The organism is Candidatus Frankia alpina, assembly GCF_902806485.1.
In the GTDB taxonomy this organism is placed as follows: Bacteria; Actinomycetota; Actinomycetes; order Frankiales; family Frankiaceae; genus Frankia; species Frankia alpina.
On record NZ_CADCWT010000004.1, the window covers coordinates 28,465 to 44,693 of the forward strand.

Sequence of the window (16,229 nt, forward strand, 5' to 3'; positions counted from 1 at the left end):
GCCCGGCGGAAACCAGACGGCCACCAGCGGCGCGCGCCCCTTGCGTTGCTACCGGCGAGCGGCCTACTTCTCGATGATCGCGAGGACGTCGCGAGCGGAGAGCACGAGGTACTCCTCGCCCGAGTACTTGACCTCGGTGCCGCCGTACTTGCTGTAGAGCACCACGTCGCCGACCTTGACGTCGAGCGGGACGCGCTTGCCGTCCTCGAACCGACCGGGGCCGACTGCGAGGACGGTGCCCTCCTGGGGCTTCTCCTTCGCCGTGTCCGGAATCACAATGCCGGATGCGGTGGTCTGCTCGGCGTCGGAGGGCTGCACAACGATGCGGTCCTCGAGAGGCTTGATAGCAACCTTGGTGGCGGTCGTCACGATCGACCTCCCCCTTCCTGCGCTGGATGAGAGAGCGACCCTGGCGGCCTGCCGTCGCGGGTGAACAGGCGCCTGTTGTCGCTGGCACTCTCACGTGCCGAGTGCCAACCTAGCACCCGCACCACACACGTCAACCAACAAGGTTCGGATCTGTCAAGACGACTGTGGCGCGCGCGCCGCCTGCCCGGCCGCACCGGACGAGTGAACTCGCCCCGGCCCGCTCCCGGTACGCGGCCGCGCAACCGGCCCCGAACAGCTTCGGCCACACGGGATTGGACCCGAGCATGATCTGGATGTGGGAGGCCAGGGCGACGCCCGGCCGTCTGGCGGACCTGCGGGACTGGGCGATCGACGCCCTCAGCGGCCGCGAAGGTGAGGTATATCACAGTGCCCAGTCGGGGGGTGACCTCGTCGTGGTGATCCTTCGGCTGCCCGACGCCGGGCCGGCCGCGGCGCCTCTGCCCGTGCCACCCGACGGGCTGGTCGCCGGTTCCCCGCACGCCTGGCCGTTCCATCAGGTCCACCCGCACCGCTGAACCCGCTCGCCTTCACCGGGCCGCCACCATCCAGCGGTCAGCCGATGGCGGGCGTCCGCTCCGTGCTGTCGCTGCCCGCAGCGGGTCCGCCGCCGGGGAGGCGATCATCATCAGGCGGGCACCCGGCGGCCTCGTGCGCGTCGATCTCCCGCCGGGCCGCGTCGCAGGCGGCCGAGCCGTGAGTGGGATCGACGGCCAGCAGGCGCGCGGCGACCCGCCGCAGCAGCTCGACGAACCGCTCCCGCTCGGCCGGCTTCAGCCCGGCCAGCACGTGCTGGCCGACGAGGCGGCGGTCCTCCTGGGTCGCCACGTAGAGCCGCGCGCCCTGTTCGGTCGCGGTGATGATGCGGGCCCGCCGGTCGGCCGGGTCGGGATGGCGCTCGACCAGGCCCGCCCGTTCGAGATCGTCGACGATGCGCACCATCACCGTCCGGTCGATGCCGAACCGGCGGGCCACCTCGATCTGGTTACGCGCCTCGCCGTCGACGGCGGCGCCGAGGACGTGCAGCGCGCGTAGGCCGCCCGGCAGCTCGCCGACCGCGGCGGCGGAGGCCGCGAGGTAGCCGTACTGCACCTGGCCCAGCAGCCAGCCCAGATCCTGCCCCAGGTCCTCGGGCAGGCCGTCGGCTTCAGCCTCGCGCTCCGCGGCCGCTGCGGCGTCGCTCACCGGCTCAGCCTACCCGTCTCGGCCAGAGCAATCTCCCCTCAGATGGGTGCACTCACAGACGATATATGGATCAGATAATCTCTCCCCATATCTTCGCAATGCTGATGATCTCGAGCTCTGACGACTGTGGAACCACGGAGGCCCCGCAATGTCCAACCTGCTGCACGTCGACGCGAGCCTGGCTCAGGAGGGCTCGACCTCCCGCTCACTGGCCGCCACCTTCATCGAGGCCTGGAGCACCGCCCACCCCGAAGGCACCGCCACCTACCGCGATCTCGCCCTGACGCCCCCGCCGCACCTCGACTGGGCCACCCTGTCCGCGGGCTTCACCCCGCTCGAACAGCACACCCCGGAGCAGAGCGAGGGCGTCAAGCTGCGCGAGGAACTGATCACCGAGCTGGAGACGGCCGACGAGCTCCTGCTGTCGCTGCCGATGTACAACTACTCGGTGCCGTCCACGTTCAAGGCGTGGGTGGACCAGGTAATCCTGGTCGGGCGCACCGTGCGTCAGCCCCCGGAGGAGTCGGTGCTCACCGGTCGCCGCGTCACCGTCATCGCCACCCAGGGCGGTTCGTACGCGGTGGGCATCCCCAAGGAGGGCTGGGACCACCAGCTCCCCTTCATCGCCCACGTCCTCGAGTCGCTCGGGGCGACCGACGTCGAGCTGGTCCGGGTGGAGATGACGCTCGCCCCGGTCAACCCGGCCCTGGCCGGCTTCACCGAGCTCTACGAGCGCAGCCGGGCCGCGGGCGCGGGCAGCGGCCTGAGTCACCCCGGCCGGGGGCGCCCACGCCAGCCGGTGGTCACGGCTCCAGGCGCACCCGGCCGGGCAGCGCCCGTTCGACCTCGTCGAGCAGCGCGGCGTACCCGACCGTGTCGATCGGTCGGGCTCGCATGACGTAGGCGTCGCCGCCGGAGGGCTGGTAGTAGCTGCGGCGCACGCCGATGTCGACGAAACCAAGCCGGCTGTACAGCGCCCGAGCGGCATGATTGTCGGTGCGGACCTCCAGCCCGCAGGACCGGGCGCCGGCCTGGCACGCGTGGCGCAGCAGGGCGATCATCAGGCGGGCTCCGATGCCCCGGCCCCGGCCGCGGGGCACGACGCCGACGGTCTGGATGTAGGCGCCGTCGTCGGCGAGCGCCAGCCCCGCGTAGCCGACGATCGCCGGCAGGTCGTGTCCGGCCACCCCCCGGGGCCGCCACATCGCAGTCAGGTAGCGCCGCTGATCACCCTGGGCCAGTTCGGACCAGAACAGCTCCGCGGTCCAGGGGTCGTTGGCGAAGACGGTCGGCTCCAGCTCGGCGACGGTCGCGACGTGCCACCAGCGCATCGGGACGAGCACCAGGTCCTGGCCAGGATCCTGGACTTGATCCGGATCGGGATCCGGATCCGTGGGCGCGGCGGCACGCGGCGAAACGGCGTTCGGCACGGTGCCGTCGGGGTACGGTCCCGGCCGGGTCACACCCTGACGGCCTTCGGCGAGTGCGGTTCGGTCGCGTCCGGCCGTCGCAGGTAGAGCGGGACCAGAACGCTCGGGTCGCGACCGGCCAGCAGATCCGCCCCGGCGAGGCCCACGAGCAGCTCCGGGCGCGGGTAGCCACCCTCCGGCAGGCCCGCCTCCCGCGCCTGCCCCGCGTCGACGACGACGGCGAACTCGGTGAACGGCTCCGGATACAGCGCCCAGCCGGGGCCGGTGACAGCCTCGACGCCGAACTCCCGCATCGTCTGGGCGACCTGCGCCGGACGGCCCACCGCGGGATCACCTACCCGCACCCCGGCGTCGTAGCGGGCCCAGTAGACCTCGCGGCGGCGGGCGTCGGTGACCACACCGACCGAGCCGGCCGTGGCCGCGCCGATGCCGTCGAGCGAGCAGACGCCGTGCACCGGGATGTCCAGCGCGTCGGCGAAGGCCGCGGCGGTCACCATGCCGACCCGCAGGCTGGTGAAGGGCCCGGGACCGGCCCCCACCACGACGGCCCCAAGGTCCGTCGGGCGCACGCCCGCCTCGTCGAGGACCGCCCGCATCGACGGCGCGAGCAGCTCCCCGTGACGGCGGGCGTCGACGGTTACCACGCTCCCCCGGGGCCAGACGTGCACGCCGAGGCCGGTAGGACCACCGATGGGGCCGCCGGCCGCCGTGCTCACCGGCCGCGCGGGATCGGACGCCGTCAGCTCGGCGAGCGCCACCGCACAGGCGGCCGTGGATGTGTCGAGGGCCAGCACCAGCACCCAACCAGACTACGGACCGCCGCATCGGCCACGACGGGTACCCACCCCACCGCGGCCCGGCCCAGGCGGTGCGTTCAGCCCTCGGCGAGCTCGCGCAGCCGTCGCGCCCAGTTCGGGCCGGTGGCGACGAGGCGAACGGTCCTGGTCTCGCCGGCCTCGTCGGCGGTGGGTCGGGTGAGCATGATCTCCAGATGGTCCTGGACGAGCCCCTCCACCAGCCTGGCGCCCCACTCGACGACGGTCACCGAGGTCTCGGCGTCGGCATCGAGGTCGAGGTAATCGACCTCGGTCACCCCGCCGAGCCGGTAGGCGTCGACGTGCACGAGTGGGATCCGGCCGTCCGGATAGATCCGCGCGAGCACGAACGTCGGCGAGGTGACCGTCTCGCGCACGCCGAGCCCGGCGGCGATGCCCTGGGTGAGGACCGTCTTGCCCGCGCCGAGCGGGCCGGAGAGCACGAGCAGGTCACCGGGGCGCAGCAACGCGCCCAACCGGGCGCCGAAGTCCCGCATCCGCTCCGCCGTGGGTACGACGACCACGTCGCGTTGCCGTGCCGCGTTCACGCCCCTCGCCTCCTCGCTACCACCCGGCCGAGCCTGGCATCCCGGCGGGCTCGCACCGCCGGTGCCCGCCGCCCGGGTCCACCGAGGCCGGTCAGACGACCGTCCCGCCGGCGTCGCGATCCGCGACAGCCGCCCGCTCGGCCGGCGGCGCACCGTCCGCGGCGGCGCCGACCGGGGCGGGTGGACGTCCCACCCGCGACCGAGGCAGCGGCAGCGAGACCTCGGCAAGGGACCGCTGCACCAGCCCGCGGATCGCGGCGTTCACCGCTTCGGGCCGCTCCAACATGATGGCGTGGCCGGCGTCCTGCTCGACGACCAGCTCCGCGTCGGGCAGGATCTCGGCGATCGCCCGGCTGTGCGCCACCGGGGTGATCAGGTCGGCATCGCCGACGGCCAACACGGTGGGGATCGCGGCCAGTCGAGCGGCGGCGACCATCCGATCGTTGTCGAGCAGGGTGGGCAGGAACGCGGCGATGACCGCGACCGAGGTGTCCGAGACCATCGTCTCGAGGAAGGTGATGACCGTCGGCGGCAGGTCGGTGGCGCCGAACCCGATCCGCCGGGTCACCTCCCACGACATGTCGCTGCCCCGCCCGCGAACCCGCTCCAGCACGCTGGAGGTGTGCCGCATGCCGACTGCGATGCCGGGCAGTACCCGGCGCACCACCGCCGTCGCCAGAGCCGGCAGCCCCAGGACCACCTGGGCCAGCTCCGACGCGCTGGTCGACAACAGCGCCACCCCGATGATCTGGTCATCGAAGAGCTCGGGATGGGCGCCGGCCAGGCCCAGGACCGCCATGCCCCCCATCGAGTGGCCGACGAGAATGATCGGCCCGCCGGGCACCCGTTCGCGGATCACCCGGTACAGGTCGTCAATGAGCATGTCGATGGTGCAGTTGCCGACCTCGGACGGCCCGGAGCGCCCGTGCGCGCGCTGATCGAAGAAGACCATCCGGCCGAGGTCCGAAAGGGCCCGCTGCTGCAGGACCCAGGACTCGGCGGACACGCAGAACCCATGCACGAACACCAGCGTCAGCGGCGCGTCCGGCGGGCCGGTCTCCTCGACGTGCAGCGGCACACCGTCAGCCGCGATCACCGTGGTGACCCGGCCGCCGATCGGCCTCAGCTCGGGCGCCGCCGCCGCGGCGTCCGGCCGGTTGCGGCGGCGGCGAATCGCCCGCCGCTCGGCGACCAGGCCGGCCGCGATGGCCGCACCAACCACACCAACCGATCCCGTGGCGGCCCTCGCCGCCCGGGAACCCACGAACGGGTTCACGGTCCTCACCATCGGTGCTCCCTCCTCCAGGCTGCCCTGGACCGATGATGCACTGCTCGCGGTCCAGGAGCAGGCCTCACGTGACGCACGTGTGACCACGCTGCGGCCTCGGCCGGGCGGGGCGTGGTCACACGTGCGGGCCCGCGACGCCTCAGGCGAAGCCGGGCATCGGAAAACCGCTGACCAGCTCCGTGACCTGCTCCCGAACGCGACCGATCGTCGCGGTGTCGGCGGCGCCGACGGCCTTGACGACGTCATCGATCCAGCCGGCGAGCACCGGCATGTGCGCCGTGGTCAGGCCGCGGGTGGTGATCGCGGCGGTGCCGAGCCGGATACCGGAGGGGTCGAACGGCTTGCGCTTGTCGAAGGGCACCGCGTTGTAGTTCAGTTCGATCCCCGCGGCGTCGAGTGCCTTCGCCGCCGGCTTTCCGCCGATGTCCTTGCCGGTGAGGTCGATGAGGATGAGGTGGTTGTCGGTGCCACCGGTGACCAGGTCGAATCCGCGTTCCATCAGCGCCTCGGCGAGGGCGCGGGCGTTCGCCACGATCGCGTGGGCGTAGTCGTGGAACGCGGGCGTCGCCGCCTCCCGCAGGGCGACCGCGATGGCCGCCGTGGTGTGGTTGTGCGGGCCGCCCTGCAGGCCAGGGAACACCGCCTTGTCCAGCGCCGTGGCGTACTCGGCATCCGAGAGCAGCATGGCCCCGCGCGGGCCGCGCAGCGTCTTGTGCGTGGTGGTCGAGATCACCGGGGCATGGCCGACCGGGGAGGGGTGGGCGCCCCCGGCGATCAGCCCCGCGATGTGTGCGATGTCGGCGACGAGCACCGCCCCCACCTCGCGCGCGATCTCGGCGAAGGCCGGGAAGTCGATCGTTCGCGGGATCGCCGTCCCACCACAGAAAATGATCTTCGGACGCTCGGTGCGGGCGAGGTCGCGCACCTCGTCCAGATCAATCCGGCCGGTGTCGGCGCGCAGGCCGTAGCGGACGCTACGGAACCACTTTCCGGTCGCCGACACGCTCCAGCCGTGTGTCAGGTGCCCGCCCATCGGCAGCGACAGCCCCATGACCGTGTCACCGGGCTGGGCGAAGGCGAGGTAGACGGCCAGGTTCGCCGGCGAGCCGGAGTACGGCTGGACGTTGGCGTGCTCGACACCGAACAGCGCCTTGGCCCGGTCTACGGCCAGCGTCTCGATCGGATCGACGACCTGCTGGCCCTCGTAGTAGCGCCGGCCGACGTACCCCTCGGAGTACTTGTTGGTCAGAACGGATCCGGACGCCTCCAGCACCGCGGTGGAAACGTAGTTCTCCGAGGCGATCAGCCTGATCGACGCGTGCTGACGGGCGGCCTCGGCCTCGACGAGCCCGGCGAGCTCGGGATCGGCGACGGTGAGCTCGGGAAGGGGTGGGTTGTGCATGCTGACCTCCGGCAGGTCTCATCCAGCCGGAGGCACCCAGGCGCGCGGCACCGATCCGCTCGTCGCTCCCCGGTGGTCAGTTCCACCTCTGTGCGCCAGTCACGACTCCCCAACATTCTAGCCATCAGGCTGCCCGAGCCCCGCCAGCGGCGGACGGGTGGGGTGCGGCGGGACCATCTGCCCTGGGTGGGCAGGCTTTGCGGGCGGTGGCGCCCCGGGCCATGCGGTCCGGTAGTCGGCTGGCCGACGGCACGGCCAGATCACATCCGGGCCGCCAGGCCGGGCCGAGCCGGGCCGCGTCCCTTACCTTGGGAAGGAGCCTAACCGTGGAGCGAGGCCGGGAAGCCCGGCCGAGGCGGTGGATGTTTCGTTGCGGAGGCGGGAATCGTGAAGCTGTCGTGGCACAGGAGCAGGGACATTCCGGTGGACGCCGGTCGCGGCCTGACCGGCCCGGCGCGGGCCGCCGCACTCGGGATGGTCGAGGAATCGGAGCCAGAGCCGGAGCCCGCCGCAGCGCCGGCGGCGGCGCCAGTGGCCGCCGCCGCCGGCCCGGTCATGCTGACGCTGACGACCCGCTCCAAGATCGAGCAGGCCGAGCGGGAGGCGGTCGAGGCCGCAGCCCGTCCGATGCGCCGTCGGATCGAGCGCGGCGCGCTCGGCGGCAGCACCCCCACCGGCGGTGGCTGCTCCTCCGGCGGCTGCGGCTGATCCAGCCAGGAGCCGCGCCCGGCATCGGGGCCAAGGCGGCATCAGACGTAGACGCGCGGGACGCGCCCGCCAATCCGGGTGACGATCTCGTAGTTGATCGTGCCCAGCGCCGCGGCCCAGTCGTCCGCGGTCGGCTCCCCGCGATCACCCGGGCCGAAGAGCAGCACCTCGTCCCCCGCGGCCACGGAATCGTCCCCGACATCGAGGACGAACTGGTCCATGCAGACGGTGCCGGCGATGCGCCGCCGGCGGCCGCCAAACAGCACCTCCCCGATGTTCGTGGCGGCCCGGGGGATGCCGTCGGCGTAGCCCAGTGGTACCAGGGCGAGTGTCGTCTCTCGTGCCATGGTGTAGCGGTGGGCGTAGGACACACCCGTGCCGGCCGGCACCCGCTTGACCAGCGCGGCATGGCTGACCAGCGACATCGCCGGTCGCAGGCCGAGCTGCGCGGGCGTGCCCACCTCCGGTCCGGGCGAAAGCCCGTAGACGGACACTCCGGGTCGCACCAGGTCGAAATGCGCCTCGGGACTGACCAGGGTCGCCGCGGAGTTGGCCAGGTGCCGCACGGTCGGTGCCAGCCCGGCCTTCTCAGCCAGGTCGACGGCGTCCCGGAACGCCCCGATCTGGGCCTGCACGGTCGGATGCCCTGGGGCGTCCGCGAACGCTAAGTGGCTCCACACCCCGAACGCCTCGATCACGCCCTCGGCCTGCAGCGACGCAGCCTGGTCGCACAGCCCCGGCCAGTCTCCGGGCATCGCCCCGGCCCGGCCGAGACCGGTGTCCGCTTTCAGGTGCACCCGGGCCGGTCGGCCGGCCTGCCGCGCCGCCATGGCGATCTCCGAGAGGGTCCACGATGCGGACGCCGACACGTCGATGCCGGCCGCGATCGCCTCGGCGAAACGCTCACCGGGCGCAGCGAGCCAGCAGAGAACCGGCGCGGTGATCCCGGCCGCGCGCAGCGCCAGCGCCTCCTCCAGAACCGCCGTGCCAAGCCAGCTCGCCCCGCCGTCCAGCGCCGCCCGGGCACAGGAAACCATGCCGTGGCCGTACCCGTCTGCCTTCACGACGGCCATGGTGGCGGCGTCGCCGGCGCGTGCCGCGAGGGCGGCCACCGAGTCACGGACCGCGTCGAGCTCGACGGCGGCATACGTCCGGGGTGCGCTCCCGGCCGACGCCTCGGTAGCCTGCACGCTCATGGCGGTTACACTACCCGCCGTGACCGCCCCTCGGGCGGCCCCGATCCGGCGCGGCCAGCAGGTCGGTGACGACCCGGGGCAGCAGGTCGGGCAGGTCGCCGGCGGCGAGCGGCACGGCGGCGCGCTCGGCGGCGCGCCCGTGCAGGTGGGCGCCGACCGCCCCGGCACCGGCGGCGGGTAGCCCAGCCGCGAGCAGCGAGCCGATCAGGCCGGTCAGGACGTCCCCCGTGCCGGCGGTCCCCAGCCACCCGGAACCGTTCGTGTTCACCCAGGCCGCCCCGACCGGTTCGACGATCAGGGTGCGGGTGCCCTTGAGCAGGATCACCGCGCCCGTCGCCGCGGCGGCCCGCCGAACGGCGGCGAGGCGGTCCGCGGCGAGATCCGCCGTCGTGCGATCGGGATCCCAGCCCAGCGCGGTCGCGGTGAACCGACCGAACTCGCCCTCGTGCGGGGTGATGAGAACCGGCGCGTCCCGGGCGCGCAGCGCCGCGGAATCGGCCGCGAGGAGCTCCGCCAGCGGGTCGAGGGCGCCCGCGTCGACCACGACCGGCAGGTCGGTGCCGAGCAGTCCGGCCACCAGCTCCCGGACCGCCGGCCCCGGGTCCAGGCCCGGGCCGATCGCCCAGGCCTGGACCCGGCCGGCGGCGAGCATGGCCGCGCGGTCCCCGGCCCGGATGGCGGTCACCACCGCCTCCGGGTGCGCCCGCCGGACGAAGTCCCCCGCCCGGCTGGCTACCCCCGTCTCGGTCACGACCCGCAGGTAGCCGGCGCCGCCGCGCAGCGCCCCGCCGACCGCGAGCACCGCGGCGCCCGGGTAGGCGTCGCTGCCGGCGACCAGGCCGAGGACCCCCCGGCGGTACTTGGACGATTCCGGCCCCGGCACCGGGATCATCGCGGCGACATCGGCGTCGTCGAGCGCTCGCAGGTCGGGCTCGGGCAACTCCAGCCCGATGTCGACCAGTTCCACCGGCCCGGTGTGGGCGGCCCCCGGCGTCAGCCACAGGCCGCGCTTGTGGGTGCCGAACGTGACCGTGGCGCTGGCCCGCACGGCGGCTCCGGTGACGGCGCCGGTGTCCGCGTCGACGCCGCTGGGGACGTCGACGGCCACCGTGCGCTCGGGCGGCGCGAGGGCCGCGAGCCGGGCATGGTCCGCCCGTAGACCGCCGCGCCCACCGATGCCGAGCAACCCGTCCAGGACGAGCTCAGCCTGGTCGAACAGCCTGCGCAACGTCTCGTCGTCGAGGGCCGGCGCGGGACCGTGCAGCCTGCCACCGGCGGCCAGCAGAGCCGCGGTGCCCTCGGGGTGGGTGCGGCCGGGCGCGATCGCGTCGACTCGGGCGCCGCGCTCGGCCAGGCGTGCGCCGGCCCACAGGGCGTCACCGCCGTTGTCACCGCCCCCGGCAAGGACGACGATCCGGGCGCCGTACACCCGGCCGAGCCGGCGGGCGACGTGGGCTACCAGCCCGTACACCGCGCGTTGCATCAGGGCACCGGGCAGCAGGGCGGCGAGCAGCGCCGCCTCGGCGTCCCGGATCTTGGCGACCGTGTGCGCATTCCGCATGATGCAATGCTGCCCCGCGCCGGGCGGCCGATGCCGCAGAAACCCCCGGGACGGCCGATCCCACAGGCGGGCGCAGGCGCTGGCTGGTCGCCGGTCAGTTCTCGGCGACGACCATCGCGATGGCGACCCCGCCATCATGAGTGAGAGACAGATGCCAGGAGGCGATGCCGAGCCGGGCCGCCGCGGCGGCCACGGTGCCGCGGACCTGCAGCGACGGCCGTCCACTCGCGCCCAGGACGACCTCGGCGTCATGCCACTCCAGCCCGGGCGGCGCGCCGAGCACCTTCGCCACGGCCTCCTTCGCCGCGAACCGGGCGGCCAGCCGCTCCGGTCGGACCAGATCACGTTCCGCCGGGGTGAACAGGCGCATCGCGATCCCCGGCGTGCGTGACAGCGTCGCCGCGAAGCGGTCGACGCCTACCACGTCGACGCCGACACCCACCACCGCCATCGGGCAAGCGTCCCATACCGGCGCTGGCAGTCCGTGGCGAACCGTGCGCGAGCCTCGTCGCGGCGCCCCGCCCGCGCTGCCACCGGACGCACCCCTTCGGATCATGACGTCGCCAGGTCCGAAGGGGTGGCATGCCGGTGGCTCCGGCCCGGCGGGACCCGACCGGGTTCAGTGCTTCGCATTCCAGCCCAGCGCGGCACCGCCGTCATCCTCTCCGGCGGTGCCGGTCTCCTCAGTGCTGCCGGATTCCTCGGCGGTCGGGTCGCCCTCGTCGCCGGCGAGGATGCGGTAGAGGCTGCGGCGGGTCTCGGTGAGCAGGGATCGGGCGGCGGCGATCTGCGCGCCGTCCCCGGCCTGGGCAACCTGGACCACCGCGGCACCTACGGCGAAGGCCAGCGAGCGCAGGCTGGCCAGCTCGTCGTTGTCGCTGGCCGCGACGGTCTCCCACGGCTTGCGCTGCCCCGTCCGGGACTCGACGTGGGCCCGCCCGGTGTCGGTGAGGTGGAAGACCCGCTTGCCCTCCGCTTCCTCCGCGCGCACGAGCCCCTCGTCGGCGAGCAGAGACAGCACCGGGTACACCGAGCCAGGGCTCGGCCGCCAGCTGCCTCCACTGCGCTCGGCCAGCTCACGGATCATCTGATAGCCGTGCATCGGCTGCTCGGCGAGCAGGGCCAGCAACGCCTCACGGACGTCGCCCCGGCCCACCCGCGGCCCACGGCCAAAACCACCCGGACCGCCGAATCCCGGACCGAACCCGGGACCGGGGAAGCCTGCGAACGGCGGCCAGCCCGGACCGCCACGGCGCCCACGCGGCCGGCCCTCGCCGGGTCCGCCATGGTCATGGTGCCCTCCGCCGTGTCCGCCGCGCGCCGTGCGGCTGGTCTGGTCACGCGCCGCCGACTCCTTCGTTCCACAGCCACCGACCTCGCGGTCCACCCATCCGGCCATCGTCTCGAAGAACTCCGACAGCTTCGCGGGATCGAACCCCGCCGCGCGCCCCCATCTACCCCAGGGGCCTGGTATCACTTGCGATGTCATGATCTTTCCTTTCGTCTCCATGAATGACCAACGGAGGCCATCCGCACGCTATCGCGTACACTCGCGATATATCGCGATGCTACGGAAGACAAGCGGGTCTCGGTGAGTGCGGGGGACCTGGTCGGTACGATCGGCGCTCGCATTCCGTAGGATTGGCCAGTGATCATTTCTGTGTCCGGAGAGAACGGGCACGACGCGGACGCCGTCACCCCGCTCGAAGCAGCCTTCGAGGAACGTGCCTGCGCGCAGCGCGCGGGCACCGACGTGTTCATCGAAGGGGTGAACCTGGCCCTGCTCGGCCGCGTCGAGCAGCTCCGCATTCGGCCCACCAACGCCTCGGGCACGGTCGACGACGCCGGGCCTCACGAGGTCCGGCTGGAGGCGGCCGACGACGGGCCGCGCACCGGCTGCACGTGTCCCGAGGGCGCAACCGGCTCGTTCTGCCGCCACGCGGTCGCCGTCGCCCTCGTCGCCACCGGCTCCGCGGGCCTGGCCGACGGCGACGGCGACGGCGAGAACGGCGGGATCATCGGCGAAAGTTCGCTGTTCACCGACGACCCGGTGCACGCAGCGATGCGGGTGTTCCTCAGCCGCGCCCCCCGCGCCGAGCTCGTGGAGACGCTGCTCGATGCCGCGGACGACAGCGAGGCGGTCGCCGACGCCCTCTGGGAGGCCACCGTCGCCTGGCACGGCCGCCAGCACGCCGCCCCCCCCTCACCCTGACCGCAGTCCCGCGGCCAGGGGCCTGGTGATACGCCGCTATTCGACGGTGACGGACTTGGCGAGGTTGCGCGGCTGGTCCACGTCGAGGCCTCGGGCGAGGGCGAGCTCGCAGGCGAACACCTGCAGCGGCAGGGTCGTCACCAGGGGCGCGAACAGGGACGAGGTCGCCGGCACGCGGATGAGATGGTCGGCGTAGGGCTCCACCACGACGTCACCGTCCTCGGCGATCACGATGGTCCGCGCGCCGCGCGCCCGGACCTCCTGGATGTTAGAGACGATCTTGCCATGCAGGTGCGCGCGCCCGCGCGGCGACGGCGCGACGATGATCACCGGCAGGCCCGGTTCGATGAGCGCGATCGGCCCATGCTTGAGCTCTCCGGCCGGGAAGCCCTCGGCATGCATGTAGGCGAGTTCCTTGAGCTTGAGTGCCCCTTCCAGTGCCACCGGGTAGCCCACGTGGCGGCCGAGGAAGAGCACGGCCTTGGCGTCGGCCAGGCTGCGGGCGAGCTCGCGGATCGGTTCGAGTCGGCCCAGCGTCCGCTCCACCAGGTCGGGCATCCGCTGCAGCCGCTCGACGTAGGCGGCGACTTCGTCGCCATAGAGCACGCCGCGTACCTGCCCCAGGTAGAGGCCGACGAGCAGGCAGGCCGCGACCTGGCCGAGGAAGGTCTTGGTCGAGGCGACGCCCACCTCCGGCCCACAGCGGGTGTAGAGCACCGCGTCGGACTCCCGCGGGATCGTCGACCCGTTCGTGTTGCAGATCGCGAGAACCCGGGCCTTCTGCTCGCGGGCGTGCTTGACGGCCATGAGCGTGTCCAACGTCTCGCCGCTCTGACTGATCGCGATCACGAGGGTGGAACGGTCCAGCACGGGGTCCCGATAGCGGAACTCCGAGGCCATTTCGACCTCGCAGGGCAGCCGGGTCCAGTGCTCGATGGCGTACTTCACGATCAGGCCGGCGTGGTACGCCGTCCCGCAGGCGACGATGAAGACCTTGTCCACGTCCCGGAAGTCCTGGACGGACAGCCGCTCCTCATCGAGGACGATCGCGCCGTCGGTGGAAAGCCGACCCCGAAGGGTGTCCGCGAGCGCGGTCGGCTGCTCGTTGATCTCCTTGAGCATGAAGTACGGGTAACCGCCCTTCTCGGCTGCATCCGCGTCCCAGTCGACGTGGTAGCGGCGCCCCTCGATGACCTCGCCGGCGAAGTCGGTCACGGTGACGCCGTCCCGGCGAGCCTCGACCACCTGGTCCTGCCCGATCTCCATCGCCTCGCGGGTGTGGGCGATGAACGCCGAGACATCGCTGGCGAGGAAGGCTTCGCCCGCCCCCAGCCCCACAACCAGCGGGCTGTTGCGCCGGGCACCGACGACCACCTCGGGGAAGTCGCGGTGCAGCACGACGAGGGTGAAGGCACCCTCCAGCCGCCGGCAGACACGCTGCAGCGCCATGGTCAACGGGTGCGTCCCCGGCTCGGCGGTGAGATTGGCCGATGCGCCAGGGCCGGGTGCGCCACCCGTACCGGGGCGGATCGGTCGGGGGGTGACGTCCTCCGGGACCGCCGCTGCCGGCGCGGCGGCGACGTTGCCCAGCTCGACCTCCAGCAGATGGGCGACGACCTCGGTGTCGGTCTCGCTCGCGAGCTCGTGCCCGACCGCCTCCAGCTCAGCGCGCAGCGCGGCGAAGTTTTCGATGATGCCGTTGTGGATAACGGCGATCGCGCCGGTGCAGTCGGTGTGAGGGTGGGCGTTGGCGTCGGTCGGGCCGCCGTGGGTAGCCCACCGGGTGTGCCCCATCCCGGTCGTCCCGGGCATCGGGTCCGCCTCCGCGCCCTCGGACAGCAACTTCTCCAGGTTGGCGAGCTTGCCGGCCCGCCGCGCTATCCGCAGCGCCCCGGCGCCGACGACCGCGATGCCGGAGGAGTCGTAACCTCGATACTCGAGGCGACGCAGGCCGTTCAACGCGACGTCCAGGGCCGACTGGTCACCGACGTACCCGATGATCCCGCACATGCGCCTCAGCGTACGCAGGTTCCCATGGCCGGCGGACGTGCCCGGCCGAACGGACCGCAAGTTGTCCTGGCGTGGCCTCGCCGGCGGATTGACGCGGGCAGGTTCAGCGGGGGGCTGGCAGCGCGGCGCGAACGACAGCCGCGAGGCGGTGGGCGGTGTCCCGAGCCACGGCGTCGGTCTCCGCCTCGACCATCACACGGACCAGCGGCTCGGTGCCGGAGGGCCGCAGCAGCACCCTGCCGCCGTCACCGAGCTCGGCCTCGGCAGCGGCGACGGCGGCCAGCAGCTCGGGCGAGGCGCCCGCCCGGGTCCGGTCAACACCACGGACGTTGACGAGCACCTGTGGCAGCCTGGTCATGGCCTTGGCGAGCTCGCCAAGGGGCTGGCCGGTCTCGGCGACCCGACCGAGCAGCCGCAGCGCCGTCAGCAGCCCGTCACCGGTGGTGGCGTGATCGAGGAAGACGACGTGCCCGCTCTGCTCGCCGCCGAGCACATAGCCGCCGGCGCGCATCGCCTCCACCACGTACCGGTCGCCGACGGGCGTGGTCACGACGGTGATCCCGGCCTCGCGCATCGCATGGTGGAAGCCCAGGTTCGACATCACGGTGACGACGACCGTGTCGTCGGCGAGTTCGCCGCGCTCGGCCATGGCCAGGGCGCAGATGGCGAGGATCTGGTCGCCGTCGACGATCTCGCCGACGGCGTCCACCGCGAGGCAGCGGTCCGCGTCGCCGTCGTGGGCGATGCCGACGTCGGCGCCCTGCTCGACGACCGCCGCGCGCAGGCTGTCCAGATGGGTGACGCCGCTGCCGTCGTTGATCGCCGTGCCGTCGCCGTCGGCGTGTAGTCCGATGACATCCGCACCGGCGGCGCGCAGCACTCGCGGCGCGAGCGCAGAGGCCGCGCCCTGGGCGCAGTCGACGACAACCCGCAGGCCGTCGAGCCGCATCGGAAGGGCCGCGAGCAGATGGTCCGCGTAGCGGTCGAGAAGTCCTGGTTCGTCCCTGACCCGCCCGACGGCGGCACCGACGGGTCGGGGGCCGGGCGGTTGCGCCATCCGCCGCTCGACGGCGTCCTCGACCTCGTCGGGGAGCTTGAGGCCGCCGGCGGCGAACACCTTGATGCCGTTGTCCGGCATGGGGTTGTGGCTGGCGGAGAGCATCACGCCGAAGGTCGCGCCGCTGGCGGCGACCGCGTGCGCCACGGCCGGGGTCGGGGCGACGCCGATGCGGGCGACGTCGGCACCCGAGGCGGCCAGGCCGGCCACGACCGCGGCCTCGAGGAACTCTCCGGACGGACGGGTGTCCCGACCGACGACGACAAGCGGCCGAGGCCTCGCCGGCTCGGTGGACCGGCCGCCCGGGGCGCCGAGTAGTTCCACGGCCGCGGAGGCCAGTGACAACGCCTGCTCCGCGGTGAGGTTCACGTTCGCCATGCCTCGGACGCCGTCGGTGCCGAAAAGCCTCGTCACTGAGGTCCCCCATGAA

Annotated in this window: 16 protein-coding genes, 1 pseudogene and 1 riboswitch; of the genes and pseudogenes, 4 read left to right on the forward strand and 13 right to left on the reverse strand. The window is 73.0% G+C overall.

Annotation, left to right across the window (positions count from 1 at the left end; all coding sequences use genetic code 11):
• Positions 1–63: 63 nt before the first annotated feature.
• Positions 64–369, reverse strand: coding sequence for a co-chaperone GroES (gene groES / locus G6R25_RS01225; protein ID WP_009740479.1), 306 nt, complete (start codon positions 367–369; stop codon positions 64–66).
• Positions 370–662: 293 nt separating this feature from the next.
• Between groES and G6R25_RS01230 the strand changes: the two genes are divergently transcribed.
• Positions 663–905 (forward strand): hypothetical protein, encoded by a 243-nt coding sequence (locus G6R25_RS01230; RefSeq protein ID WP_235947052.1) that lies wholly within the window; start codon positions 663–665, stop codon positions 903–905.
• 37 nt (positions 906–942) lie between these two features.
• Here the strand turns inward: G6R25_RS01230 and G6R25_RS01235 are convergent, their stop codons facing one another.
• Positions 943–1,572 (reverse strand): MarR family winged helix-turn-helix transcriptional regulator, encoded by a 630-nt coding sequence (locus G6R25_RS01235; protein WP_235947055.1) that lies wholly within the window; start codon positions 1,570–1,572, stop codon positions 943–945.
• A gap of 148 nt (positions 1,573–1,720) precedes the next feature.
• On the opposite strand from G6R25_RS01235, the pseudogene G6R25_RS01240 reads away from it, so the two are divergent.
• Positions 1,721–2,323: pseudogene (locus G6R25_RS01240) on the forward strand (FMN-dependent NADH-azoreductase); the annotation flags it as partial.
• A gap of 52 nt (positions 2,324–2,375) precedes the next feature.
• On the opposite strand, the gene rimI reads toward G6R25_RS01240, so the two are convergent.
• The 5 genes from rimI to G6R25_RS01265 all read right to left on the reverse strand — a co-directional run bounded on the left by rimI (position 2,376) and on the right by G6R25_RS01265 (position 7,055).
• On the reverse strand, positions 2,376–2,903 hold the full coding sequence (rimI, locus tag G6R25_RS01245) for a ribosomal protein S18-alanine N-acetyltransferase (RefSeq protein WP_163551351.1): 528 nt from the start codon (positions 2,901–2,903) through the stop codon (positions 2,376–2,378).
• Positions 2,904–3,031: 128 nt separating this feature from the next.
• Complete coding sequence (tsaB, locus tag G6R25_RS01250; RefSeq protein WP_163551321.1) at positions 3,032–3,802, reverse strand: tRNA (adenosine(37)-N6)-threonylcarbamoyltransferase complex dimerization subunit type 1 TsaB; 771 nt, start codon at positions 3,800–3,802, stop codon at positions 3,032–3,034.
• A gap of 74 nt (positions 3,803–3,876) precedes the next feature.
• Positions 3,877–4,365, reverse strand: a complete 489-nt coding sequence (gene tsaE, locus G6R25_RS01255) for a tRNA (adenosine(37)-N6)-threonylcarbamoyltransferase complex ATPase subunit type 1 TsaE (protein WP_163551322.1) — start codon at positions 4,363–4,365, stop codon at positions 3,877–3,879.
• Between the two features lie 91 nt (positions 4,366–4,456).
• A complete protein-coding gene (locus tag G6R25_RS01260; protein ID WP_163551323.1) occupies positions 4,457–5,653 on the reverse strand; it encodes an alpha/beta fold hydrolase in 1,197 nt (398 codons plus the stop codon).
• Between the two features lie 139 nt (positions 5,654–5,792).
• The gene (locus G6R25_RS01265) at positions 5,793–7,055 is read right to left on the reverse strand and encodes a serine hydroxymethyltransferase (protein WP_163551324.1); all 1,263 of its coding nucleotides are present in this window, start codon (positions 7,053–7,055) and stop codon (positions 5,793–5,795) included.
• Between the two features lie 27 nt (positions 7,056–7,082).
• A riboswitch (ZMP/ZTP riboswitch) is annotated at positions 7,083–7,168 on the reverse strand.
• A 310-nt stretch (positions 7,169–7,478) separates the two neighbouring features.
• Here G6R25_RS01265 and G6R25_RS01270 point away from each other — a divergent pair.
• On the forward strand, positions 7,479–7,763 hold the full coding sequence (locus tag G6R25_RS01270) for a hypothetical protein (RefSeq protein WP_235947059.1): 285 nt from the start codon (positions 7,479–7,481) through the stop codon (positions 7,761–7,763).
• 41 nt (positions 7,764–7,804) lie between these two features.
• Here G6R25_RS01270 and alr read toward each other — a convergent pair whose 3' ends face one another.
• The 4 genes from alr to G6R25_RS01290 all read right to left on the reverse strand — a co-directional run bounded on the left by alr (position 7,805) and on the right by G6R25_RS01290 (position 12,009).
• The gene (gene alr / locus G6R25_RS01275; RefSeq protein WP_163551325.1) at positions 7,805–8,959 is read right to left on the reverse strand and encodes an alanine racemase; all 1,155 of its coding nucleotides are present in this window, start codon (positions 8,957–8,959) and stop codon (positions 7,805–7,807) included.
• 10 nt (positions 8,960–8,969) lie between these two features.
• Positions 8,970–10,520: an NAD(P)H-hydrate dehydratase gene (locus G6R25_RS01280; protein WP_163551326.1), complete on the reverse strand. Its 1,551-nt coding sequence runs from the start codon at positions 10,518–10,520 to the stop codon at positions 8,970–8,972.
• Positions 10,521–10,614: 94 nt separating this feature from the next.
• Positions 10,615–10,971, reverse strand: a complete 357-nt coding sequence (locus G6R25_RS01285) for a holo-ACP synthase (RefSeq protein ID WP_136447119.1) — start codon at positions 10,969–10,971, stop codon at positions 10,615–10,617.
• Between the two features lie 168 nt (positions 10,972–11,139).
• Complete coding sequence (locus tag G6R25_RS01290) at positions 11,140–12,009, reverse strand: PadR family transcriptional regulator (RefSeq protein WP_163551327.1); 870 nt, start codon at positions 12,007–12,009, stop codon at positions 11,140–11,142.
• A gap of 159 nt (positions 12,010–12,168) precedes the next feature.
• Here G6R25_RS01290 and G6R25_RS01295 point away from each other — a divergent pair, with 159 nt between their 5' ends.
• Positions 12,169–12,732 carry an SWIM zinc finger family protein gene (locus G6R25_RS01295; protein ID WP_163551328.1) on the forward strand — a complete coding sequence of 188 codons (564 nt, stop codon included), beginning with the start codon at positions 12,169–12,171 and terminating at the stop codon, positions 12,730–12,732.
• A gap of 36 nt (positions 12,733–12,768) precedes the next feature.
• Here the strand turns inward: G6R25_RS01295 and glmS are convergent, their stop codons facing one another.
• Positions 12,769–14,742, reverse strand: coding sequence for a glutamine--fructose-6-phosphate transaminase (isomerizing) (glmS, locus tag G6R25_RS01300; protein ID WP_163551329.1), 1,974 nt, complete (start codon positions 14,740–14,742; stop codon positions 12,769–12,771).
• A 103-nt stretch (positions 14,743–14,845) separates the two neighbouring features.
• Positions 14,846–16,213, reverse strand: a complete 1,368-nt coding sequence (gene glmM, locus G6R25_RS01305; RefSeq protein WP_163551330.1) for a phosphoglucosamine mutase — start codon at positions 16,211–16,213, stop codon at positions 14,846–14,848.
• Between the last annotated feature and the right edge of the window lie 16 nt (positions 16,214–16,229).